The sequence below is a fragment of the Pseudoflavitalea sp. G-6-1-2 genome (assembly GCF_012927185.1).
In the GTDB taxonomy this organism is placed as follows: Bacteria; Bacteroidota; Bacteroidia; order Chitinophagales; family Chitinophagaceae; genus Pseudobacter.
In genome coordinates this window covers 551,297-573,150 of record NZ_JABBGB010000002.1, presented here as the reverse complement: position 1 = coordinate 573,150, position 21,854 = coordinate 551,297, and the positions used below count along the sequence as shown (strand labels likewise).

General features: G+C 47.9%; 16 protein-coding genes. 13 read left to right on the top strand and 3 right to left on the bottom strand.

Translation table 11 applies throughout. The features are described from left to right. Positions 1 to 3 precede the first annotated feature (3 nt). On the top strand, positions 4 to 1,698 hold the full coding sequence (locus tag HHL16_RS12045; protein ID WP_169425445.1) for a RagB/SusD family nutrient uptake outer membrane protein: 1,695 nt from the start codon (positions 4 to 6) through the stop codon (positions 1,696 to 1,698). Positions 1,699 to 1,780: 82 nt separating this feature from the next. Here HHL16_RS12045 and HHL16_RS12040 read toward each other — a convergent pair whose 3' ends face one another. Beyond that, positions 1,781 to 2,524: a DeoR/GlpR family DNA-binding transcription regulator gene (locus HHL16_RS12040; protein WP_169425444.1), complete on the bottom strand. Its 744-nt coding sequence runs from the start codon at positions 2,522 to 2,524 to the stop codon at positions 1,781 to 1,783. A 145-nt stretch (positions 2,525 to 2,669) separates the two neighbouring features. Between HHL16_RS12040 and HHL16_RS12035 the strand changes: the two genes are divergently transcribed. Genes HHL16_RS12035 through nagA form a run of 5 tightly spaced genes read left to right on the top strand, consistent with a single transcriptional unit; the run spans position 2,670 to position 8,477 of the window. Then, positions 2,670 to 4,430, top strand: coding sequence for a glycoside hydrolase family 9 protein (locus tag HHL16_RS12035; RefSeq protein ID WP_169425443.1), 1,761 nt, complete (start codon positions 2,670 to 2,672; stop codon positions 4,428 to 4,430). A gap of 32 nt (positions 4,431 to 4,462) precedes the next feature. Then, complete coding sequence (locus HHL16_RS12030) at positions 4,463 to 5,410, top strand: ROK family protein (RefSeq protein WP_169425442.1); 948 nt, start codon at positions 4,463 to 4,465, stop codon at positions 5,408 to 5,410. A gap of 11 nt (positions 5,411 to 5,421) precedes the next feature. Next, positions 5,422 to 6,570: an MFS transporter gene (locus HHL16_RS12025; RefSeq protein WP_169425441.1), complete on the top strand. Its 1,149-nt coding sequence runs from the start codon at positions 5,422 to 5,424 to the stop codon at positions 6,568 to 6,570. A 10-nt stretch (positions 6,571 to 6,580) separates the two neighbouring features. Next, a complete protein-coding gene (locus HHL16_RS12020; RefSeq protein ID WP_169425440.1) occupies positions 6,581 to 7,342 on the top strand; it encodes a sugar isomerase domain-containing protein in 762 nt (253 codons plus the stop codon). A 28-nt stretch (positions 7,343 to 7,370) separates the two neighbouring features. After that, a complete protein-coding gene (gene nagA, locus HHL16_RS12015) occupies positions 7,371 to 8,477 on the top strand; it encodes an N-acetylglucosamine-6-phosphate deacetylase (protein WP_169425439.1) in 1,107 nt (368 codons plus the stop codon). 8 nt (positions 8,478 to 8,485) lie between these two features. Here nagA and HHL16_RS12010 read toward each other — a convergent pair whose 3' ends face one another. Further along, complete coding sequence (locus tag HHL16_RS12010) at positions 8,486 to 8,833, bottom strand: DUF488 domain-containing protein (protein ID WP_206022400.1); 348 nt, start codon at positions 8,831 to 8,833, stop codon at positions 8,486 to 8,488. 244 nt (positions 8,834 to 9,077) lie between these two features. On the opposite strand from HHL16_RS12010, the gene HHL16_RS12005 reads away from it, so the two are divergent. From HHL16_RS12005 to HHL16_RS11990, 4 genes are all read left to right on the top strand, one after another. Then, positions 9,078 to 10,322 carry an ROK family transcriptional regulator gene (locus HHL16_RS12005; protein WP_169425438.1) on the top strand — a complete coding sequence of 415 codons (1,245 nt, stop codon included), beginning with the start codon at positions 9,078 to 9,080 and terminating at the stop codon, positions 10,320 to 10,322. A 209-nt stretch (positions 10,323 to 10,531) separates the two neighbouring features. Then, the gene (locus HHL16_RS12000) at positions 10,532 to 13,636 is read left to right on the top strand and encodes a SusC/RagA family TonB-linked outer membrane protein (RefSeq protein ID WP_169425437.1); all 3,105 of its coding nucleotides are present in this window, start codon (positions 10,532 to 10,534) and stop codon (positions 13,634 to 13,636) included. A 19-nt stretch (positions 13,637 to 13,655) separates the two neighbouring features. After that, on the top strand, positions 13,656 to 15,242 hold the full coding sequence (locus HHL16_RS11995; RefSeq protein ID WP_169425436.1) for a SusD/RagB family nutrient-binding outer membrane lipoprotein: 1,587 nt from the start codon (positions 13,656 to 13,658) through the stop codon (positions 15,240 to 15,242). A gap of 73 nt (positions 15,243 to 15,315) precedes the next feature. After that, the gene (locus tag HHL16_RS11990; protein ID WP_169425435.1) at positions 15,316 to 16,650 is read left to right on the top strand and encodes an aryl-sulfate sulfotransferase; all 1,335 of its coding nucleotides are present in this window, start codon (positions 15,316 to 15,318) and stop codon (positions 16,648 to 16,650) included. 93 nt (positions 16,651 to 16,743) lie between these two features. Here HHL16_RS11990 and HHL16_RS11985 read toward each other — a convergent pair whose 3' ends face one another. Continuing rightward, the gene (locus tag HHL16_RS11985; protein WP_169425434.1) at positions 16,744 to 18,366 is read right to left on the bottom strand and encodes a tetratricopeptide repeat protein; all 1,623 of its coding nucleotides are present in this window, start codon (positions 18,364 to 18,366) and stop codon (positions 16,744 to 16,746) included. A 117-nt stretch (positions 18,367 to 18,483) separates the two neighbouring features. Between HHL16_RS11985 and HHL16_RS11980 the strand changes: the two genes are divergently transcribed. From HHL16_RS11980 to HHL16_RS11970, 3 genes are all read left to right on the top strand, one after another. Then, a complete protein-coding gene (locus HHL16_RS11980; protein ID WP_240966108.1) occupies positions 18,484 to 19,251 on the top strand; it encodes a response regulator transcription factor in 768 nt (255 codons plus the stop codon). Continuing rightward, positions 19,248 to 20,645 carry a HAMP domain-containing sensor histidine kinase gene (locus tag HHL16_RS11975; RefSeq protein ID WP_240966107.1) on the top strand — a complete coding sequence of 466 codons (1,398 nt, stop codon included), beginning with the start codon at positions 19,248 to 19,250 and terminating at the stop codon, positions 20,643 to 20,645. The genes HHL16_RS11980 and HHL16_RS11975 overlap by 4 nt, the downstream gene beginning before the upstream one ends. A gap of 88 nt (positions 20,646 to 20,733) precedes the next feature. Next, positions 20,734 to 21,819, top strand: a complete 1,086-nt coding sequence (locus tag HHL16_RS11970; protein ID WP_169425433.1) for a PepSY-associated TM helix domain-containing protein — start codon at positions 20,734 to 20,736, stop codon at positions 21,817 to 21,819. Positions 21,820 to 21,854: the final 35 nt, after the last annotated feature.

Sequence of the window (21,854 nt, the reverse complement as noted above, 5' to 3'; positions counted from 1 at the left end):
ATTATGCGATACAAAAAAATAATCGTCTTACTCATCTCCATAACAACCTTATGGAGCTGTAAAAAAGATTTCCTTCAGAAATTGCCACTCGATCAATTGCTCGACGAGAATTACTGGAGCAACGAAAACAATGTAAGAACATTTGCATGGGGCTTCTATCCCAACTTTTTCAGTGGTTATGGTTCGAGTTATACCTGGGGGAAATTTTTTTCCGGACAATCGTTGAACGATGATTTTGCTCCATCGATCCCAACCCCTTTCGTGAAAGTGCCACCGGCAGCAGCAGCGGGTACGGGTTGGGATTTTTCCTGGGTACGCAAAGCCAATATCATGCTCAATCGTGTACAGCGCGTACCAATGGATAAAGAACCGAAAGAGCACTGGTCGGGCATTGCGCGATTTTTTCGAGGCATGGCTTACTTCGATCTGGTGAAATCTTTCGGAGATGTGCCCTGGTACGATAAGGAAATGACGGAAACCGATCCGGACCTCTACAAACCCCGCGACTCGCGCGTGCTGGTGATGGATAAAGTGCTGGAAGATTTCAAATATGCAGCGCAGTATGTTCGGGAATCGGACGGTAAAGCCGGACTGGTAGTGAACCGAAATGTGGTGCTGGGTTTCATGAGCCGCATCTTTCTGTTTGAAGGCACCTGGCTGAAATACCATGGTATCAATGCTGCCAAAAGCACCGAGTATCTGCAACAGGCCAAATGGGCAGCGGAGCAGGTGATCAATTCCAATAAATACAGCATCAACGACAATTACAGAACTGTGTTCAATTCTGTTGATCTCGCCGGAAAAACGGAAGTGATGCTGTATCGTGAGTACACTACCGGAAATATTACGCATAGCCTGCACAGTTATGTAAACAAAGAAGGACAAAGCGGTACTTCCAAAAATGCCATCGAATCTTTTCTCTGCAACGATGGATTGCCCATTGCTGTAAGCACCAAATACAAAGGCGATAAAGGAATAGCGAATGTGATGGCAGACCGCGATCCGCGCATGATCGAGACCTTCGTACAGGAGTATCGCATCAATGGCGTAACGGCTGTGCTCAGCACTTCGGGATATGCTGTTCGTAAATTCCTCAACGATGCGCTGGTGAATGCCACGGAAGGAAGCAGCAACCTCAATATCACCGATGCACCTGTTCTTCGTTTAGGAGAAGTGTTGCTCAATTATGCAGAAGCCGCAGCAGAGCTGGGCGGAATAACGCAGGCTGATCTGGATAAGTCGATCAACAAACTGCGTGCGAGGCCGGGCATTGCTATGCCTGCATTGCAGGTAATGGGCGATCAGCCGGCTGTGAATGGTGTAACATATGATGATCCAAAACGTGATGCCACTGTTTCTTCATTGCTTTGGGAGATCAGGCGAGAACGCCGTACCGAACTGATGTTCGAAGGCTTCCGTCTCGATGATCTCCGTCGCTGGAAGAAACTCGACTATACTACCTCCCTGAACACTGATGTTAACCGCGGCGCATGGGTGAGTCGCGCTCAATATCCCAACATGATTGGCATTCATCTCGAAAATGATGCCGCTGAGGGATATATCATTCCTGCCTGGACTGCCGATGTGCAGCGTGTTTTCTCCGATCCCAAAGTATATCTCAATCCTTTGGCGATCGATCAGATGAAACTCTATGCAGATCATGGCAGTGAGTTGGCACAGAATCCGGGTTGGAAGTAAGATCAGAGATGTATGAAGAACGGCCCTCCGGAGGGGCCGTTCTTTTTTATTGGAGTATGTTGAAAATAATGCTGGTAGCGGATTACACCACTTTAGTGACCTTGGCGTATTTCTGCAACCGCTTGTCGTTGGGTGATAATTCTGTGATGATGCATTCGAAAGAACGAAGCGGGCTCACCTGCATTTTTTGTGTAGTATCGAGTTTTTCGGAAATGCTCAGCACTGCTGTTTTATCGGAAGCTTTCATCAGCGCTTTCTTTACCTGCATCACATCCCAGTCGTTATCGGTGAGTCCGTCTTTTACAGACAAACCGTTTGCGCCGATGAACGACAGATCTACACGAAGTTCGGAAAGTTGACTGATCACGGTAGGGCCGGTACAGACATACGCATCATGACTCACTTCGCCGCCAATAAGAATTACACGGATCGTAGATCGTTGCGCAATCTCCAGCGCCACCAACGGGCTGACAGTGAAGACGGTTCCTTTATGATTCTTTGGAATGATGCGTGCGAGTTCGAGCATGATAGTGCCTCCGCCCATCAATACATTCATGCCTTCCTTGAATAATCCGAGCGCTTTGTAGGCGATCTCTTTTTTCTCTTCACGCGCATATACCTGTGGCTGCTGAAAGGGGAGATGAAAAGATTTGGAAACGGCGCCGCCATGCACTTTCACAATCCTGCCACTTTCTTCGAGTTCGTGCAGGTCGCGGCGGACAGTATCCAGTGAAACATTCAGTAACTTGCTGAGATCGGTAGTGAGTACCTTATGGTGCAGATTGATCTGATTGATGATGATGTTCTGGCGTTCTTCCTGCAGCATGGTTAGAATTGATGTTGAGAAACAAAGATAAAAACTGCCCTCATTTTAAGGGTATTTTATTTTGCTGATTCGTGCATTATTTCTAAATTACACTATCGAAAACAGCAAAAAACAGCAAGCTGAAATTTCTTAACCGATTCTTGTCATGATAAAAAAACTTGCCTGCCTTCTCTCTGTTTCAATTTCCATAATTTCTGCAATAGCTCAGAATGCAGATCCTGCCTGGATTCGCATCAATCAGCTTGGGTATGCTCCGCAAGGGGTGAAAGTGGCGGTATGGGGCAGCAAGGGCACTGTTCCGGTTAAGGAGTTCGTTCTCGTCGATTCGGCCACTGGCAAAAAAGTACTTCGAAAAACAGCAGGCAAGGCTATGGGAAGTTACGGCCCGTTTGCTCAATCGCAGCGGCTCGATTTTTCGTCCTTCACAAAATCCGGCACCTATTATTTGCAGGCAGGCAATGCACGTTCGCCGTATTTCCGCATTGCGAAAAATGTATATGACGGAGCCGCTGATTTTTGTCTTCGGTATATGCGTCAGCAACGCTCTGGCTTTAATTCTTTTCTGAAAGACAGTTGTCATATGTACGATGGATATTCGTTGTACGGCCCGATGCCGGATAGCACTTTCATTCCGGTCTCAGGAGGATGGCATGATGCGAGCGATTATCTTCAGTATTCCACCACTTCTGCCAATGCAACAGCCCATCTGCTGATGGCCTGGCGAGATTTTCCAACAGTATTCAAAGATGCGCATGCAGCCAACGGATTAGCCGGAAGCAACGGCATTGCAGATGTACTCGATGAAGCAAAGTGGGGGCTGGACTGGCTGCTGAAAATGCATCCGAAATCCGATTGGATGTTCAATCAGATCGCTGACGACCGAGATCATGCAGGCATGCGCATTCCCAAACTCGACAGCATGTACGGAAGAGGATATGAACGTCCGGTATACTTCATCACCGGCGAACCGCAGGTGCGTGGCAAATTCATGAACAATACTACCGGAACATCGAGCACTGCTGCTAAATTCGCGGGAGCATTTGCCATTGCATCCGGCATCTACAAAAACATCGACAAACCCTATAGCGATCTCATGCATTTGAAAGCCGGCACAGCTTATCAGTTTGCATTGAAGAAACCAGGTGTTACGCAAACAGCCTCGGTGAAATCTCCTTACATCTATGCAGAAGACAACTGGGTGGATGATATGGAATTTGGTGCAGCCACAACCGGCCGCATTGCAGATGCGATGCGCTATGCAGCCGACGAACCTGTTACGCCATGGTTTGGTGAGGACACTGCAAAACATTATCAGTGGTATCCTTTCATCAACCTCGGACATTATGAGCTGGCGAAAAAACTGAAAGGCGCCGACCGCGCCAAAGTGCTCGGTTATTACAGAACCGGTATCGAAAGAGTTTGGAAGAAGGCAAGCCAGAATGCTTTCTATCGTGGTGTTCCATTTATCTGGTGCAGCAACAATCTCACGGCATCCTTTGCTATTCAGTGTTACTGGTATCGCTCCTTAACAAACGATAAACAGTTCCAGCAACTGGAACAGGCTAACTTCGACTGGTTATTCGGTTGTAACCCTTGGGGTACTTCCATGGTGTATGGATTGCCAGCGCATGGCGATACACCCACTGATCCGCATGCGGCTTTCACGCATCTGATGAAGGCGCCGATCGACGGCGGATTGGTAGATGGACCTGTTTACGGAAACATATACAATAATCTGATCGGGATACAATTGTTCAATCCTGATCTGTACGCGCCATTTCAAAGTCAGCTGGCAGTGTATCATGATGATTATGGCGACTATTCCACCAACGAACCAACCATGGATGGAACGGCTTCGCTGGTGTATCTGCTGGCTGCATTCCAGTGGTCTTCGGGAAAACCCTGACGGCCTTTTTAGCAACCTGAAACCTTTATTTTATGTCGCTGATAGGAATGGATCTCGGTGGCACAAAGCTCGCCATTGCTGCATTTACCGCTGATGCTGATATGACTGCTCATGAGTCTGTACCGCTCGAACGCAGAACAGGCGCAGCAGTTGCAGCTTTGATGGTGCAGCAACTGGAGAAATTCCTGCGGCTTCAGAAAGGAAAGAACGACCCCGTGCGTGCCATCGGTATCTGTGTACCGGGTATCAGCAACCGAAAAGACGGAACAGTATGGGCTCCCAATATTCCCGGATGGGGTCATTATCCGTTACTCAAAGAGATCAGCGCAGTTGCACCCGGCATTCCGGTTGCTATCGATAGCGACAGAACCTGTTACATCATGGGAGAAGTTTGGAAAGGCGCTGCGCGCGGCTGTTCAGACGCCATCTTTCTTGGTGTGGGAACCGGCATCGGAGCGGGCATTCTCAGCGACGGGCATTTTCTCCGCGGCAGGCATGATGCTGCCGGCGCCATCGGATGGATGGCTCTCACGCAACCTTACCACTCAAAATATTTGCAATGCGGCTGCTTCGAGAGCAGTGCTTCAGGTGATGGCATTGCCAAACTTGCCAAAGAGCTGCTGCATGAAATGCCTGCCTACGAAGGCGTGCTGCGCAGATCGACACCTGCTGAACTGACCGCTGCTGCTGTGTTTGCCGCGTTTGAAACGCGTGATGAATTAGCCACTGAAGTGATCCGGCGATGCATTGAATTATGGGGAATGGCTGTCGCCAATCTCGTAAGTGTCTTCAATCCGGAGAAGATCATCATGGGTGGTGGTGTGTTTGGTCCGGCTATTCCGCTGATCCCGTCCATTGCAGCAGAAGCTGCAAAATGGGCTCAACCCCTGAGTATGCAGCAATGCGAAATAGTGGCTTCGCAACTGGGAATTTATGCAGGTTGCTGGGGGGCAGGATTGCTGGCGCTGAAAGCCCGATAACGATTTGCATCATGTATAGAAAAAACCTTGTATTCCTGTCTGCCTGTTTGGGCATGTTGCTCTTTGGCATCAGTCTCATCACGCTCGGCTCTGTTGCGGGGTATCTCAAACAGCAATTTCAGCTCGATGGCATTGCTGCCGGAACCTTATTCTCCTTGCTTCCTGTTGGCATTCTCATTGGTTCTTTGATATTCGGTCCTGTTTGCGACAGGTACGGATACAAATGGTTGCTGGTATCGGCCTGCATGGCTATGTGCGCGGGATTTGAAGGGATTGCATTTGCTTCTTCGCTCGGTATTCTCAAGCTCTCAGTCTTTGTTTTTGGCATAGGAAGTGGCATTGTGAATGGAGCCACCAATGCAGTGGTGGCAGATATCAGCACGCGAAGCAAAGGCGCCGACCTGAGTCTGCTCGGCGTATTCTTTGGATTGGGTGCGCTGGGAATGCCGCTGGTGCTGGGTTTGCTGTCGCATCGTTTTGCGTCGTATCAGATTGTGGCAGCGGTAGGTGCGCTCACGGCGCTGATCGGATTGTTGTATCTGACGATTCAGTTCCCCGGTGCGAAACATGAAGCAGCCACTTCAGGATCATGGAAACAACTCAGGAATATTTCGTTGCTGCTGATTGCTTTCTTTCTGTTCTTTCAAAGCAGCATCGAAGCGCTGATCAATAACTGGGCAACTTCTTATCTGCAGGACAAAGGTGTGATGGATGAAACGAATGCACTCTTTGCATTATCACTTCATATTGCCGGGATGATTGTGATGCGCATGCTTGCAGGAAGTGTGCTGAGCAAATGGTCTGCAAAAGAGATCATCTTTTTATGCCTCACCTTGCTCTTCAGTGGAGTATTGCTGATGCAGTCCGGACAAACAAAACCTTTGGTGATAACCGGACTCATACTCTCCGGGGCTGGCGTTGCTGCTGGTTTTCCTGTGATGCTCGGAATAGTGGGAGAGCGGTTTCCGAACCTCAGCGGTACAGCATTCAGTGTTGTATTTGCGATTGCACTGATCGGCAATATGCTGCTGAATTATGTAATGGGATGGGTAGTGCAGCATTACGGCGTACATCATCTTACAACAGTTTCGTATATGGTGATCGGCTGTATGATCATTCTCTACATACTCATATTCAAAAAGAAATCAAACTATCAATAAACAAACGATTATGTTAGCAAAACAATGGCTCTCGAATGCAAGGGATGTAATGACCCGGATTGAAAACACGCAGATGGACAATATCCGCAAAGCTGCAGAAGTAATGGCGGCGAGTATCGAATGCGGAAGATGGGTGCATACATTCGGTTGCGGCCACGCCACCATTCCCATTGAAGAGATGTATCCGCGGATCGGCGGTTTTGTAGGATTTCATCCGATGGTGGAGCTTCCGCTTACTTTCTTTACGCGCATCACCGGAGAAATGGGCGTTCACCAGTTTGTATTTCTCGAAAGGGTGGAAGGATATGGTGTAGAAATCATGAAAGGTTATAACTTCGATGCCCGTGATACGATGTGGCTCTTTTCTCACAGTGGCATCAACAACGTGAATATCGATGTTGCTATCGAAGCCAGAAAAAAAGGAATGAAGGTGATTGCATTCGGATCGGCAGCTGAAGCAAAAGGCAAGCAGACACGCCATTCCAGCGGCAAAACCATCTTCGATCTGGCAGATATTGTGGTGGATACCTGTGCTCCGATCGGTGATGCATCCGTTGCTATCAAAGATCATCAGGATAAACTGGGTCCGGTTTCAACGATGGCGTTCATCACCTGTGTGTGGATGACGGTGATCACTGTAGCAGAAATGCTGGTGGAACGTGGCGTGAAGCTGCATATTCATCCATCACATAATGTGCCCGGTGATACCACAGCGCGCGAGCGGCTGGAAGATGCACTGGCCGAATACAAACGTCGTATCGCAGGAGTATAAAATAATACACACCTGAACATTTGAACATATGATCACTGCATTTCAAAATGCCAGGATCTTCACGGGAGAGCAGGAGTTGAACAATCAAACCCTGCTTATCCGTGAAGACCGGATACTGGATATCGTAGCCCCATCCGCCGTACCATCCGATGCCCGCATCATCGATGCCGCAGGAAAAATTTTAGCGTCCGGATTTATCGATCTCCAGATCTATGGCGGAGGCGATTATCTCTTCGCCAATGAACCTTCAGCACAGGCGCTGCGTGGAATTTCCGAAGCGATTGTGAAAAGTGGCACTACCACTTATATGATCACGCTGGCAACGGCTCCGATGGAGTTGTACCAGGAAGCATTCGATATAGTGCATGCAAACCCTCATCCTGCATTGGCGGGAGTTCATCTGGAAGGTCCCTACTTCAATCCGGTAAAACGCGGTGCACATACAGAGCATCTGATACATGCACCTGTTGCGGATGAGGTAAAATCTTTGCTCAAAGCTTCGAAAGGAGTATTGAAAATAATGACGCTGGCTCCGGAAGTATGCAGCGACGAAATATTGCAACTGCTGATCGAAGGAGGTGTAATTCTTTCTGCCGGCCATAGCAATGCAACGTATGCGCAGGCGATGCATGGATTTGATCAGGGCATCCGAACGTCAACGCATCTGTTCAATGCAATGAGTTCATTGCATCATCGCGATACCGGATTGCCGGGTGCCATTTTTCTCAGTAATGCTTATGCCAGCATCATTGCAGACGGCATTCATGTGGATTGGCAGACATTGCGGATCAGCAAGCAGGTATTAGGGCGCAGGTTATTTCTGATTACGGATGCAGTGGTGGAAAGTCTTTCAGGAACGCATGTGCATGTGGCAGCCGGAGACCGGTACACCCTTCCTGATGGAACACTGTCTGGTTCTATGCTTACGCAGCTCGATGCTGTAATTAATTGTGTTAAGCATGCAGAAATAGAACTGGCAGAAGCGCTTCGGATGGCCACGCTGTATCCTGCGGAAGTGATGCAGGCTGCTGATCTCGGACGCATCGCTGCTGGAGCAAAGGCCAATCTTGTTTTGCTGGATGAATCACTGCAATTGCAATCTGTGTGGCTGGAAGGGAAGGAGGTTGTGCAGTAGTCGCATTATTATCCTTTCAGTAATTTTTGCAGAATCAGTGCGTGATTCTGTTCTTCACTTTTTGATGCAAACAACAACGTGACAGTAGCGTGTTGTTTCACTAATTTTTTCAACTCTTCAAAAGCTGCGGCAGATGGGCCTTGCAGCTCGGCTTCGTATTTCTTTCTGAAACTTTGCCAGTCTATTTTCTCTGAATGGAATTCTTTGCGTAATCCGGTAGACGGAGCCACTTCTTTGAGCCAGTTATCTGCCTGCAGGTTTTCTTTGGTGATGCCGCGCGGCCATAATCTGTCGATAAGAATACGGTAACCATCTGAGGGTGATGCAGGATCGTATGCTCTTTTGATGCGGATCATAACGGAAGAATTGAATACTCTAAGTTCAGGATTGCCTGCAAGAAAACGCTACTGAAAATTGTTGCAGCATCGATTCTGTGACATTGAATGAATAAGTATCAATACTTAAAAAATATTTTCAAAAGATTGCCGTTTTTCTGTCAGAATTATCTAAGTTTAGTCTCCGGGCAATTATCCCAATCCTTGCCCTCACCCCAATACGATCGTTTCAGTTATTGCATGCACACAATTAAGTGAAGTTATTATGCTGGATATTGCTGAAAGATCTCCCATCTATTATGAGATCATACGTCAATTGTATTATGGCTCTGTATTGAGTTGTACCGATCTGAGCGCGCGGATTGATAAAAGCATTCCTTTGGTTACGGCTGCTGTGAATCAGCTCATCAAGGCGGGGTATGTAGAGAAGCGTGGACTGGCGCCTTCCAGCGGAGGGCGGCGACCGCTCACATATGCGTTGAAATCAGATCGCCTCTTTGTGCTCACCGTTGCGATGGATCAGCTAAGTACGCGCATAGGCATCATCGATATGTTCAACAAATATGTATCGGGGGTGGAAGTGGTGGAACTGAAACTGCGCAATAATCCTAAGGCGCTGGAGCGGTTGGTGGAGGCCATTGCAAAACATATCGAAAAATCGGGCATCCCAAAAGAAAAGATCATCGGTGCCGGCATCGGTATGCCTGGTCTGGTGAATGCCAATGATGGCATCAACTATTCTTATCTCGATACAAACGGTCGCTGCCTCAGTGAGCATCTTTCTGAGTCGCTTGGCCTGAAAGTATTTATAGACAACGATTCCAGCCTGATAGCATTGGCCGAACAGAAGTTCGGAAAAGCTCATGGTTTCAAGAATGCCATGGTGATCAATCTCGGTTGGGGCATCGGGTTAGGTATGGTGATAAACGGACAGCTCTATCGTGGTGATGATGGTTTCGCCGGTGAGTTCAGTCATATTCCGCTTTCCGAAAAAGGGGTATTGTGTTATTGCGGTAAACAGGGTTGTCTGGAGTCGGAAGCATCGTTGCTGGCAGTGGCGGACAAAGCCATTCAGGGAATCAGGAATGGAAGGGTATCGCGGCTGGCGTTTCTTTCCGATCAGGATCAGCTGGCGGTGGGACATTCGCTGCTCGATCTCGCCAATCAGGGCGATCAGTATGCCATCGATCTCTTTATGGATGCAGCATATAAGATCGGAAGAGGTCTTGCCATACTTATTCATATCAATAATCCCCGTGCTATTGTACTCAGTGGCCGCGGTGCTAAAATCGGCCGGCTGATACTTCCTCCCATACAACAGGCGCTTACGCGTTACTGCATTCCGCGGCTGGTGAACAATATCGAATTGCTGGTGTCGGATTTTGGGCAGGAAGCCGAAATGATCGGCTCCGCTATCCTCGTTATGGAACAATTCTCTCCTAATATTTTTGCATCTTCTGCAAAGTCTTCCCGCAAAATTAGCAACAAAGCCGCTGATCCTACTTCGTAATCTGCTGATTTACAATCATGGCTTATGGCATTTGTCAAAAAGTGCGTAATACTTTGTGAAAAATTTAAAAAGTCGCTCCTCTTTTCTATAGATTTACAGAGAAGGGGGTGATGTCCCTTCGTGCTATGGTTTTGTGACTGCAACCTTATCATCAACGACTGTACACAACCAAAACCAAACATACCATGCACAAAAAAATGCTAATGCTTATGACTTTGGCATGCCTTCACCTGTTCGCTTATGCCCAGGTAAAGGTAGAAGGCGATGTCAAAGATGCGGCAGACGGTCAGCCGCTATCCGGCGCAACCATCCTCGTTAAAGGAAAATCAGGTGGCGTCAGTTCGAATTCTTCGGGAAAGTTTTCCATTTCCGTTCCCAACAATGCGATCCTCGTTATTTCCTCTCTCGGATTTGTTACCAAAGAAGTTCCGGTAAACTCACAAACCTCACTGAGCATTACACTCAGCAGGGAAGAATCGGAAATGAAATCGGTGGTAGTAACGGCATTGAACATCAAGCGTCAGAAAAGCGCGCTTGGTTATGCAGTGTCCGAAGCCGGTGCCAAAGACATTACCGGTTTCGGTGAAACCAACCCATTGCAATCTCTGGCAGGTAAGATGGCGGGGGTGAACATTGCGGGCACCACAGCCGGACCTACAGGATCTACCCGTATAACTATAAGGGGTATACGCGAATTGCAGGGAAACAATCAACCACTCTACGTAATCGATGGAGTACCGGCTGTGAACGGTAACCTGATCAGTGCCGATCAGGATGGAGGATTTGATCTGGGGGATGGTCTGTCTGACATCAACCCGAATGATATCGAATCCATTTCGGTACTGAAAGGGGCATCAGCTGCGGCGCTCTACGGCAGCCGCGCGCTTAACGGGGTGATACTGATCAACACCAAAAGCGGAAGGTCGAGAAAAGGACTGGGCATCGAGGTAAGCCACAATACCACTATCGACCGCGTTTCGACCAAACTCGATGAAGTGCAGAAAGTGTATGGACAAGGTTCCAATGGTGAAGCTCCGCAGATGGCCAATCGCGCCAGCAATATCACGCAGAGCTGGGGAGCACGTTACACCGATGTGCAGTCGGTTGTTCAACGCGATGGAAGTACCAGACCTTACAAGTTTCTCGACAATAACCTGCAAGGCTTTTTCAGAAATGGTGTTACTTCCATGACAACCGTTGCTGTAACCAGCGGAAATCAGCAATCTAATTTCCGTGCTTCGTATTCAAATGTGGCCAATAAGGACATCACGCCGAAGTCTGGTTTCAACAGAAACACATTCTCTCTTCGTGGCGAAACAGTGCTTGCAGAAAAACTCACTCTTGAGGCCAAAGGAACGCTTACCCTGGAGAACGTTACCAACAGACCTGCATTGACCGATGATGTAAACAATATCGGCAACGGCCTGCTCGCCATTGCCGGCAACTTCGATCAGAGCTGGCTGAACAATTATGCCAATCCGAATGGAACCTATATCGATTACACGGGTGATATCTACCGCGCAAATCCTTACTGGACGCTGAACAGAACCACCAACAACAGTAACAAGAAAAGATTCAACGGATCTCTTACCGCTCGTTACAAAGTGAATGACAAGCTCAGTTTCACTGCTACAGCAGGTACCGACTTCTATACATTCAACTTCGAGAATTTCTATGATAAAAATACTCCTTCAAGGGATGGAGGTATTCTGCAGCTGCGTGAGATCCGCCTGAAAGAAGAGAACTATCAGGCGATGATCAATTACAACACCCCGGTATTTCAGGATTTCAAGATCGGTGTGATGGCGGGTGCCAATATGATGCGTGCAGAAACCGATAACAATCTCACCGAAGGGAAAGAGATCATCAACGTAGGCAAAAACCTTATCACCAACTTCAAGTCGATCCGCGAACAACCGAACAACAGCCGCCGGCAAACCAATTCACTGTTCGGAAGCGTTGAACTGGGATGGCGCGATCAGCTCTTCCTCAATCTTCAGGGAAGGAACGACTGGTCTTCCACACTTCCTGCACACAACAGAAGTTTCTTCTATCCTTCAGCGGATCTGAGTTGGGTGATCACCAATTCGTTCGACCTGAAATCTACTTTTGTGAATTATGCCAAACTGCGTGCTTCAGTAGGTAAAGTGGGCAGCGATGCGGTTCCCAATAATACTGCATTGTATTATACGCTTACCGGTCTCACCATGCACGACAGAGCACTGGGAGAAATCCTCGGAAACGTAATTCCTAACGAGGATATCAAACCGCAATTCAGAACCTCCAGAGAAATTGGCTTTGAACTGGGCTTCCTGAACGATCGTATCGGCATCGATTTCACTTATTACGACGAGCTCACCACCAATGCCATTGTATTCATGCCTGTTTCTGCAGCCTCCGGTTATGAGCAGGCGGTACTGAATGCTGCCCGCCTCAGAAATAAAGGCGTTGAGCTGATGCTGAAAACAACGCCGGTGAAATTATCGAACGGACTTCGCTGGGATCTTTCTTTCAACTATTCGAAGAACGTAAACAAAGTTGAGCAACTCACTTCCGATATCGAAGCATATGTAGCTGCAGAAGCGCGTTGGGCCGGGGCTACCATCACCGGTGATCTGAATGAGAAGTTCGGAACCATCAGAGGGGTAGGCATCAGACGTGATGCAAATGGACAGATCATGCACGATAAAGGTCTTCCGATGCTCACTTCGGCTCCGGTTGCATTGGGAAATATTACACCAGACTGGACAGGTGGTATCACCAATACCGTTGCCTGGAAAGGGTTTGAGTTCAGGGCTGTACTCGATATCCGTGTAGGTGGCGATATCTATTCTATGAGCAATCGTCAATTGACCATTCAGGGACAGAATCCCAAAACACTCGAAGGGCGTGATGGATGGAACGAATACCAGGCCGAAGTAAGAGCAAACCCTGGTGTAAACGTGCCGCAGAAGAACCGCGGATTTATTGCTCCCGGTGTAACTGCAGATGGTAAACCAAATCAAACAGCAGTGGATCCTTACCAATACTGGAAAGAATATTCAAACTCTGCTGAAGGGTATATCTATGATGGTGGATTTGTGAAACTGCGCGATGTTGGTCTGAACTATACATTGCCGAAATCACTGTACAAAAAGGCGCGTATTCAGTCCATCACACTGGGTGTAATTGGCCGTAACCTTTGGATCATTTCCAAAAACACGCCCAATATTGATCCTGAATCCAACTACAACAATGGAAACGGACAGGGATTCGAGTATGGATCACTGCCCGGAAGAAAACGTTTTGGATTCAATGTGCTGATCAAACTCTAACCTAAAAATGCTGTCAACAATGAAACGATTCAACTATATTTTACTGGCAGGTTGCATGGTGGGGGCTGCAGCCTGTACAAAGGATTTTGATAAGATAAATACCAATAAATCCGGTTACTCCGAAATGGAACCGGAGTTCATGATAACGAAGATCCAGACCGATATGTCGGGCGACAGGGAAGATACCTGGCGATATGATCTCGGCATTGCATCTGCTACAATGCAGCACCTTGGCGGATCCTGGTGGACGAGACATGGCGCTCACTACCGTGTAGATGATAAAACCCATTGGTACAGTCATTGGCTTACCACCTATCCGCGTGAATTGAAGAATGTGCAGAATATCGTCGATAAAACAGCGAATGATCCCGCTCAGGTGAATCAGCATGCAGCTGCGCGCATTCTCCGTGTGATGATCTACTCCAAGCTCACCGATATGTATGGAGATATTCCTTACAGTGAGGCTATCAAAGGATTCACACAAAAAAATCTGCTGCCCAAATACGATAAGCAGGAAGATATCTACAAAGATTTTTTCAAGGAACTGGATGAAGCGGTAGATGGCCTCAATGCTGCTGCTGCTCCATTGAAAGGAGATCTTTTTTATGATGGCAATATTGCCAGATGGAAAAAGCTGGGCAACTCACTCAGGTTGCGTCTTGGATTCCGCCTGAGCAAGATCAATGCAGCTGAATCGAAGAAGCAGGTGGAAGCAGCCATCGCCAAAGGTGTAATGACAGAAGCAGGAGACATTTGCATGGTGCGTCATATGGCTGTAAGTTATGCTTCCGGTGAGAATCGCGGCAATGGCCGTTCGCAGGTTTTCAAAGGAGGTACACGCAGCAATGGATTCAGAATTGCGGCTGCTCTGACAGATACATTGGTTGCCACACACGATCCGCGTTTGTATGTATTTGCAGGTGCATATGATGGTGATGTAGTGATCGAAGCCGGTGTTCCTGATGTTACAAAATATATTCCGCCGATGGGCATTCCCAATGGATTTATGCCCTGGAACGTTTCAGGTGGATTAGGTAATGTGGTAACGCCTGAAGGAACATTTTCCATCGATAATAATGAAAAAGTGCTTCAGCCGAGTATCTATGTTTCGGCACTGGATGCACCATTCTTCCATGTTACTCCGGCAGAAGTTGAATTGTTGCTGGCTGAGGCAGCAGTAAGAGGCTGGGGAGGTCAAACCAATGCGAAAGATCACTTCAATAAAGCTGTTCAATTCGGTTGTGTGGCTGCACAGCATTATCCCAAAGCCCCGGCTATCAGTCAGGATGATATCGATGATGTGAAAGCATATTACGCCGGTTACTTTGCCGATGATGCAAAAGCAATGACTGCCATCCATACCCAGATGTGGGTGAACTTCTTCCTCAACGGAACAGAGGCCTTCGCCAACTGGAGAAGAACCGGACTGCCGAACCTCGTAATGTTCACAGGCGCCAATGGTTATACGCCTGGTGGTACGGAGATCTCCCGCAGGTTCTTCTATCCGGAGTCGGAGATCATTCAGAATCCGAAGAATTATCAGGAAGCCGTAACCAGACTCGGTGAGAACAGCATGTTCAAAAGAGTATGGTGGGATAAACCTTAGTTTTCTTTCAGTCGAGTTATAGTTCCGGCGGACGCTTGCGATCTGCCGGACTTTTTTCATTAACTCCTTTAGCATGAAAAATATTCTAATCGGCTGTTTGCTCATCGCCTGTTTCTCCTGCAAAAAGAACAATGATGCCAGTGAGCCTGTGAGTGAAGTGCGTGTTTTCAATGATTCCACTTCTGCACTCGCCGCGCGCATCGAATACCGTGTAAACCGCAGTACGGGCGGAACGCTGGTGTATATTGATCAGAAAACAGGAGAAGAAAAGAGACAGGCGTTCGACAGTGGACTTCCTTACCGGAAGATGAACCTCTACGGTCTGAACGAAGCTACTCTCTACAAGTGTTATTTCATTCTTGGCAACGACAATAACGGTGAGCGATCTGATGAATTCAGTTTCACTACAGCTTCGATACCTGCCGCTGTAAAAAAGTTCTACAGGCAGGAAGACAATGTGATCAATGATGCGCCCGGCGCTCATTTTATGTTCACCAGCCGTGTTTCACCATCCAGTATTCTGATAGTGAACCATACCGGCAAACTCGTATGGTACAAGGCTTTCAGGGATATGCTGAAGGTGGTTCGGTTTACGCAGTGGAATACCATGCTCTGTTTGATCGATGAACACAATACGCAGTACGGTGATGGCAATGTGATACTGGAACTCAGCCTTTCCGGTGATACACTTTTTCATCTCCGGCATGGTTCCAGGGGATTCACCAAAACCGTGCATCACGATCTGCAATTGAATCAGCGTGGCAATATCGTTGCTGTAACCAATGTGCCACCTGTGAGTGGTGGTGGCGGATTGCCGGGAGATGGTCTGCTCGAACTCGATCGTCAGGGCAACAAAGTGTGGGAGTGGACCACCTTCGATAGTCCGGATGCAGCAGAAATGAAAGCCACCAATCAACCATGGATCAATTCGCTGGCTATCGATAAAGACCTCAATTACATTATTTCTCTCCGCACATTTTCTCAGGTATGGAAAGTGAATGCGCAATCCGGCGCCATCATGTGGAAATTGGGCAATGGAGGAAATGTGCAGATGGATGCTGCCGGTTATTTTCAGTTTCAGCATTACGCACATCGAAACGATGATGGAGACATCATGCTCTTCGATAACGGAAGCGGAGCACGTCCTCAATCGAGACTGCTGAGTTTTTCCATCGATGAAAAAGAGAAGAAAGCGGTGAGCAGGTTGCAGGTGAATCTTCCTGCACAATTGTATTCACCGATCATGGGTTCTGCCATGCAGCTGCCAGGAAAACAGTTGCTTGCTGCGAGTTCTACCAACAGCAAAATAGTTAAGACAGATCTTGCCGGAAACCTGCTCTGGACGCTCAATGTAGCCGAGCCGGTCTATCGTGGAGAGTATATCGGAAATCCTTTTACCAATCTCTGATACAATCAAAAAAAAGAAGTCCCTGGCCTGAGCCGGGGACTTTCTTCATCTAAACACCCTGTTTTTCTTCGGGCTTAATAACCGACTGGTGTTTTATTGTTTTCCTCCCGGTGCAGGTTGCTTGGAACCTACATTCTTTTCCAGTACAGAGATATAACGTTGTGCATCCTTGTTTGCAGGATCGATGGCCAGTATCTTCTGCAGGTAGGCGATGGCTTCGGGATAATCTTTCTCTTTATTTGTTTCGTAGGCAGCTACATAACCATATGCTTCTACCAGCCATTTTCTGTTGGTAGCATTGGCAGTATCTTTTTCGAGCACTGCAATGAGATTGTGGTAATGCGGAATGGCCGTGCCTTCTGTCATTGCTGTATCAAGCATGGAATTGCTCCTTGCGCGCCAGTAGTAACCGAATGCCTGATCGGGATATTTGGCGATGTAAGTGCCAAACACCGTATCGGCCTGAACAAATTCTTCTGCTTTGAAATGTGCGAGTCCCCAGTTGAAGAGATCGAGATTGCTCGCCTGATCATTTCCTGCAAAATATTTTCCGCTCCATTTTGCTTCGTTGCTGTACTGCTTCATTTGTTTGCAGAGGTCTTTCAGCTTTTTGTAATAAGCATAACAGGCGAGGGTATCCGATTGATGAGCCGCTGCTTTTTCGTAGTAAGCAATGGCGCTGTCTTCTTTACCGGATTGTTTGCTGTAGAGTCCTGCCATGGTCTCGAAATCTTTGGGCAGATAAGTGCTGTCGTGGCCCTTGGCGAAATACTGCGTCATGGTTTGCATGGCAGTGGCCGTGTCTTTGAATTCGAGGTAGCTGTAGGCCAGAAGCTTGTACAGGCGGGCATTTGCCGGATCTGCACTGAGCAGGGTCTTTGCTTTGTCGATAGCAGGCTGATAGTTTTTAGAAAGATAGAGCAGGTCTGCCAACTGATACTCATTGTCTGCACTGGGATCGCTGTGATGGCGGTACTTGAGAAAGTACTCCATTGCGCGTGGAATATCTTTGTAATAATAATGATAGTACAGTTCGTAGTAGGCAGGAGCGTAGGTGGAATCTGCATTGATGGCCTTTTCAAAATAATCAACATAGAGCTGATCGTTCTTCTGGGCCACGAATATCTTTCCCAGCTGATAGAGTGCAGCTGAATAATTTTTGTCTTTGTCGAGCGCCTGTGAATAGGCTTTGTAAGCCTGCGTACCGTCGCCGGATCTGCGCCATGCATCTCCCTGTAATGCAGAGAGCTCAGGATCTTTCTTCTCGCGTTTCATGGCTTTGTCGAGCATGCTGAGTGCATAATTCACATCGCCGGTCTTTACTTCGATATGTGCTTTGGCAACACCGGTAAGCACAGCAGCATCTTTTTCTTTGGTGGCTTCGATGGCACGATTGAAGTACCAGGCTGCGCTGTCTTTTTTATTTTCTTTCAGCAGCAGATGACCATAACCCACTTCGAACAGTGGCATGGCTTTTACAGCATCAGGAGCAGCGGACAGAGCGGCTCGGAGTGCAGCGGTGCTGTCCGTTCCCGGAAATGTCTGCGTGAGCAGGTACCAGTTGCCGGCGTTAGAAGCATCTGTTTTCAATGCTGATTCGATGATGGTGCGGGCGCTGGCATATCGCTGATGATAGATCAGTGATGCCGCATCGGACTGTTGTGCAAAAGCAGCAGTACTGCAGATCAAAGCAAGGGCAGTTGCGGTATATTTCATTTTGGCGCGATTTTTATTTCCCGGCGGAAATGATTCCGCCAGGGGATTGCTACAGCATAATCAGAGAGCTCTAAAAGTAAAATTCTCTCCTAAGCCATGGATTAATGTGGCATTAGAATGTGGTTAGAATTGCTCTATGCCTGCGGCGCAGCGGCAGTATGGGTTATTTTTATCGATGTAACTTTGCGTATGGAGGAAAGGAAAATACTCATAGTGGAAGACGAGAAGAAGATCGCCGATACCCTTCGTATCGGACTGATCGAGAACGGCTATCATGCAGAAGTGGCCTATGATGGGAAGATCGGTGAGAAACTGTTCTTTCTGCATGCCTTCAATCTGGTGATACTCGATATCAACCTTCCGGGCATCAACGGATACGAACTCTGCCGCATTATCCGCGCGCATTCTCCGAATATTCCGGTGATAATGCTCACTTCCCTGAGTCGTTTGAACGATAAGGTGGAAGGCTATAATGCCGGTGCAGACGACTATCTCGTAAAACCTTTCGAGTTCAAAGAACTGCTGCTGAAAATCCATGTGCTGCTGAAACGCACCATGATGCAGCAGATCCCGGTGGGCAACCTGCTTCGCGCAGGCGATCTAGAAATGAACCTCGACAATAAAGAAGTGAAACGTGGCAATCGAACCATCAATCTCACTGCCAAAGAGTTTCAGTTGCTGGAGTTTTTGCTGCGCAATAAAAACCGCGTGGTGAGCCGCGCGGATATTTCCATCAACGTATGGGATATCGACTTCGATACCAATACCAATATCATCGACGTATACATCAGTTATCTCCGCAACAAGATCGATAAGGAACATGCTGATAAACTCATTCAAACGCAGATAGGCATGGGCTACATTCTTAAAACGATGGAACGATGATGCCCGTAAGACTCAGGATCACGGCGCTTTTCGGAAGCATCGTGTTTGTGCTGCTGGCGCTGGTTTGCGGAGCCGTGTTCTATTTCTACTACACCAACCGGGAGCACGACAGCAAGCGAAGGCTCACCAACCGCGCCATCACCACTGCGCGTTTGATGCAGCAGCCGGAGATCTTCGATCCGAAACTGATCCAGAAGATCGATTCGAGTACGGCATTCACCATGAAAGAAAAGATCATGGATGTGTACGATCAGGAAGGCAATCTGATCTACCATTACAGCGATCTGCCCAATGATACGCTCAGCTTCAATCCAGGCATTATCGACGAAGTGCAGCATAAGAAAACGCGTTATTTCAAATCGGGAGAGAAAGATGCCATTGCGTATAGTCCATCGAGCCCAAACCTGCATGTGGTGATACTTACAGCGGCTTATGATGAAGAAGGACTGGCCAAACTGGCGCAGTTAAAGATCATTCTCTGGGCCTGCTTTTTCGGTGGTGTTGTTGCAGCATTCGTTGCCGGATACATTTTCTCTGAACGATTGCTTCGTCCGGTTCGAAAGATCACCGACGACATCAAAGATATTTCTGCCCGCAATCTCGCGCGACGCATCAATACAGGAGTAGTGCGCGATGAATGGTTCTATTTGTCGGACACGCTCAATCAATTGCTCAACCGTTTGCAGGAGAGTTTTGAGATACAACGCAGATTTATTGCCAATGCTTCGCATGAGCTGAGCACTCCGCTCACGGCCATTTCGAGTCAGCTCGAAGTGAGTTTGCAGAAGAACCGCGGCGCTGATGAGTATCGCAATACTATGGAATCTGTTTATCAGGATGTGCAATACCTCAGTAAGCTAACGCAGACCCTGCTTGAGTTTGCGCAGGCATCGGGCGATGCAGGCGGACTGGAAATTGAACAGCTCCGCATCGATGAAATTCTGATGCAGTTGCCTGCCACGGTTCGCAAACTCAACGAAGCCTACAGTGTGTCGCTGGCCTTCGATGATCTTCCGGAAAAAGAGGAGCAGCTGATAGTATCAGGTAATTCAGAGTTGCTGTTTTCTGCGATCAAGAATCTGGTGTCGAATGCCTGCAAGTATTCATCGGATCACAAGGCTTTTGTGAAACTGATGGTAGAATCGGAGCGCATCATCATCACCATCAGCGATAATGGCAAGGGAATTCCTGAGGCCGATCTTCCTTACATCTTCCAGCCTTTTTATCGTGGGGGCAATACCTGGGAGGAGAGTGGGTTCGGGTTGGGACTATCGTTGTGCAGCCGGATCATCAAACTTCATAAAGGGGAAATGTCGGTTAGTTCGGAGGCTGGCAAAGGATCGGTATTCACAATTTCGCTGCCAACGGCCGGTAAAATCGCCAGAATTTCCTGAATCCGTAAATGAATTCTGCCTGTAAATCTTTGTTTCTCCGTGCATAAAACGTTTTTTTGCCGCTTTCCGCAACTAAGCTCAAAAACGTATGAAGATTTTCTTTCGCAGGATACACCTTTATCTCAGCCTGCTCGCGGGCGTGGTGATCCTCATTACCTGCTTCACCGGTGCCGTACTGGTATTCGAAGAAGAAATGATGCACAGCTTCAACAAGGAACGTTACGAAGTAACGCCCGGTACTGTTCGCAAGCCATTGTCTGAAGTGATCGCTGCCGTGAAAGTAGCCGAGCCGAAGGCTAAGATCCAGCGGATACAGGTGTTTGAAGATCCCGCGCGCACCATTGTAGTAAGTTATCAGGGAGGGAAGAAAAGTCAGGCTTTCGTAAATCCGTACACGGCTGAAGTGATAGAGCTGTATGCCTACAAGGATACATTCTTCTACACCATGTTCGCGTTGCATCGCTGGCTGCTGGGCGAAAAGATCGGAAAGATGATCGTAGGCGTATCCACGCTGATCTTTCTCTTCATCATCATAACCGGCATTGTATTGTGGTGGCCGAAGAATAAGGCGATCCTGAAGCAACGCCTCAAGCTCAAATGGAGTGCGGGATGGAAGCGCATCAATCACGATCTGCATATTGTGCTGGGATTCTACTCGGCCATTTTCCTTTTCATATTTGCATTTACGGGACTGGCATGGAGTTTCGACTGGTTCAATAACGGAATTTATCATGTAACCGGTTCGCCGCTGAAAGGGCCGAAGCCGCCGTCTTCTGAATACAAAGCAGGACTGGCGCCGATTGGCTGCGATTCTGCCTATGCAGTAGCAAAGGGGCTGGTGAAAGATGTGAAGTATATTTCGTTATCGATGCCGAAAGATTCGGCGGAGGCAATTGCGATTTCCAGTTTGGGCAGCAATCCCGTGCACGAATCGGCTACGGATATGGTTTATCTCGATCAGTATTCCGGAAAGCAGATCGGCACCATGGCATGGGGCGAACGAAGCCTGGGATCGAGAGTGAGAAGCACTTTCAAGCCCGTGCATGTGGGTTCGATATGGGGAATGCCGAGCAAGATCATTGCATTGGTGGTGTGTATTCTGGGGGTAACTTTCCCGGTTACCGGCATCATCATGTGGATCAATCGTGCATTTAAAAAACGGAAAGCAAAGTGATCTTTCAGTACATTTGTTTCAGATAACGGAATTTA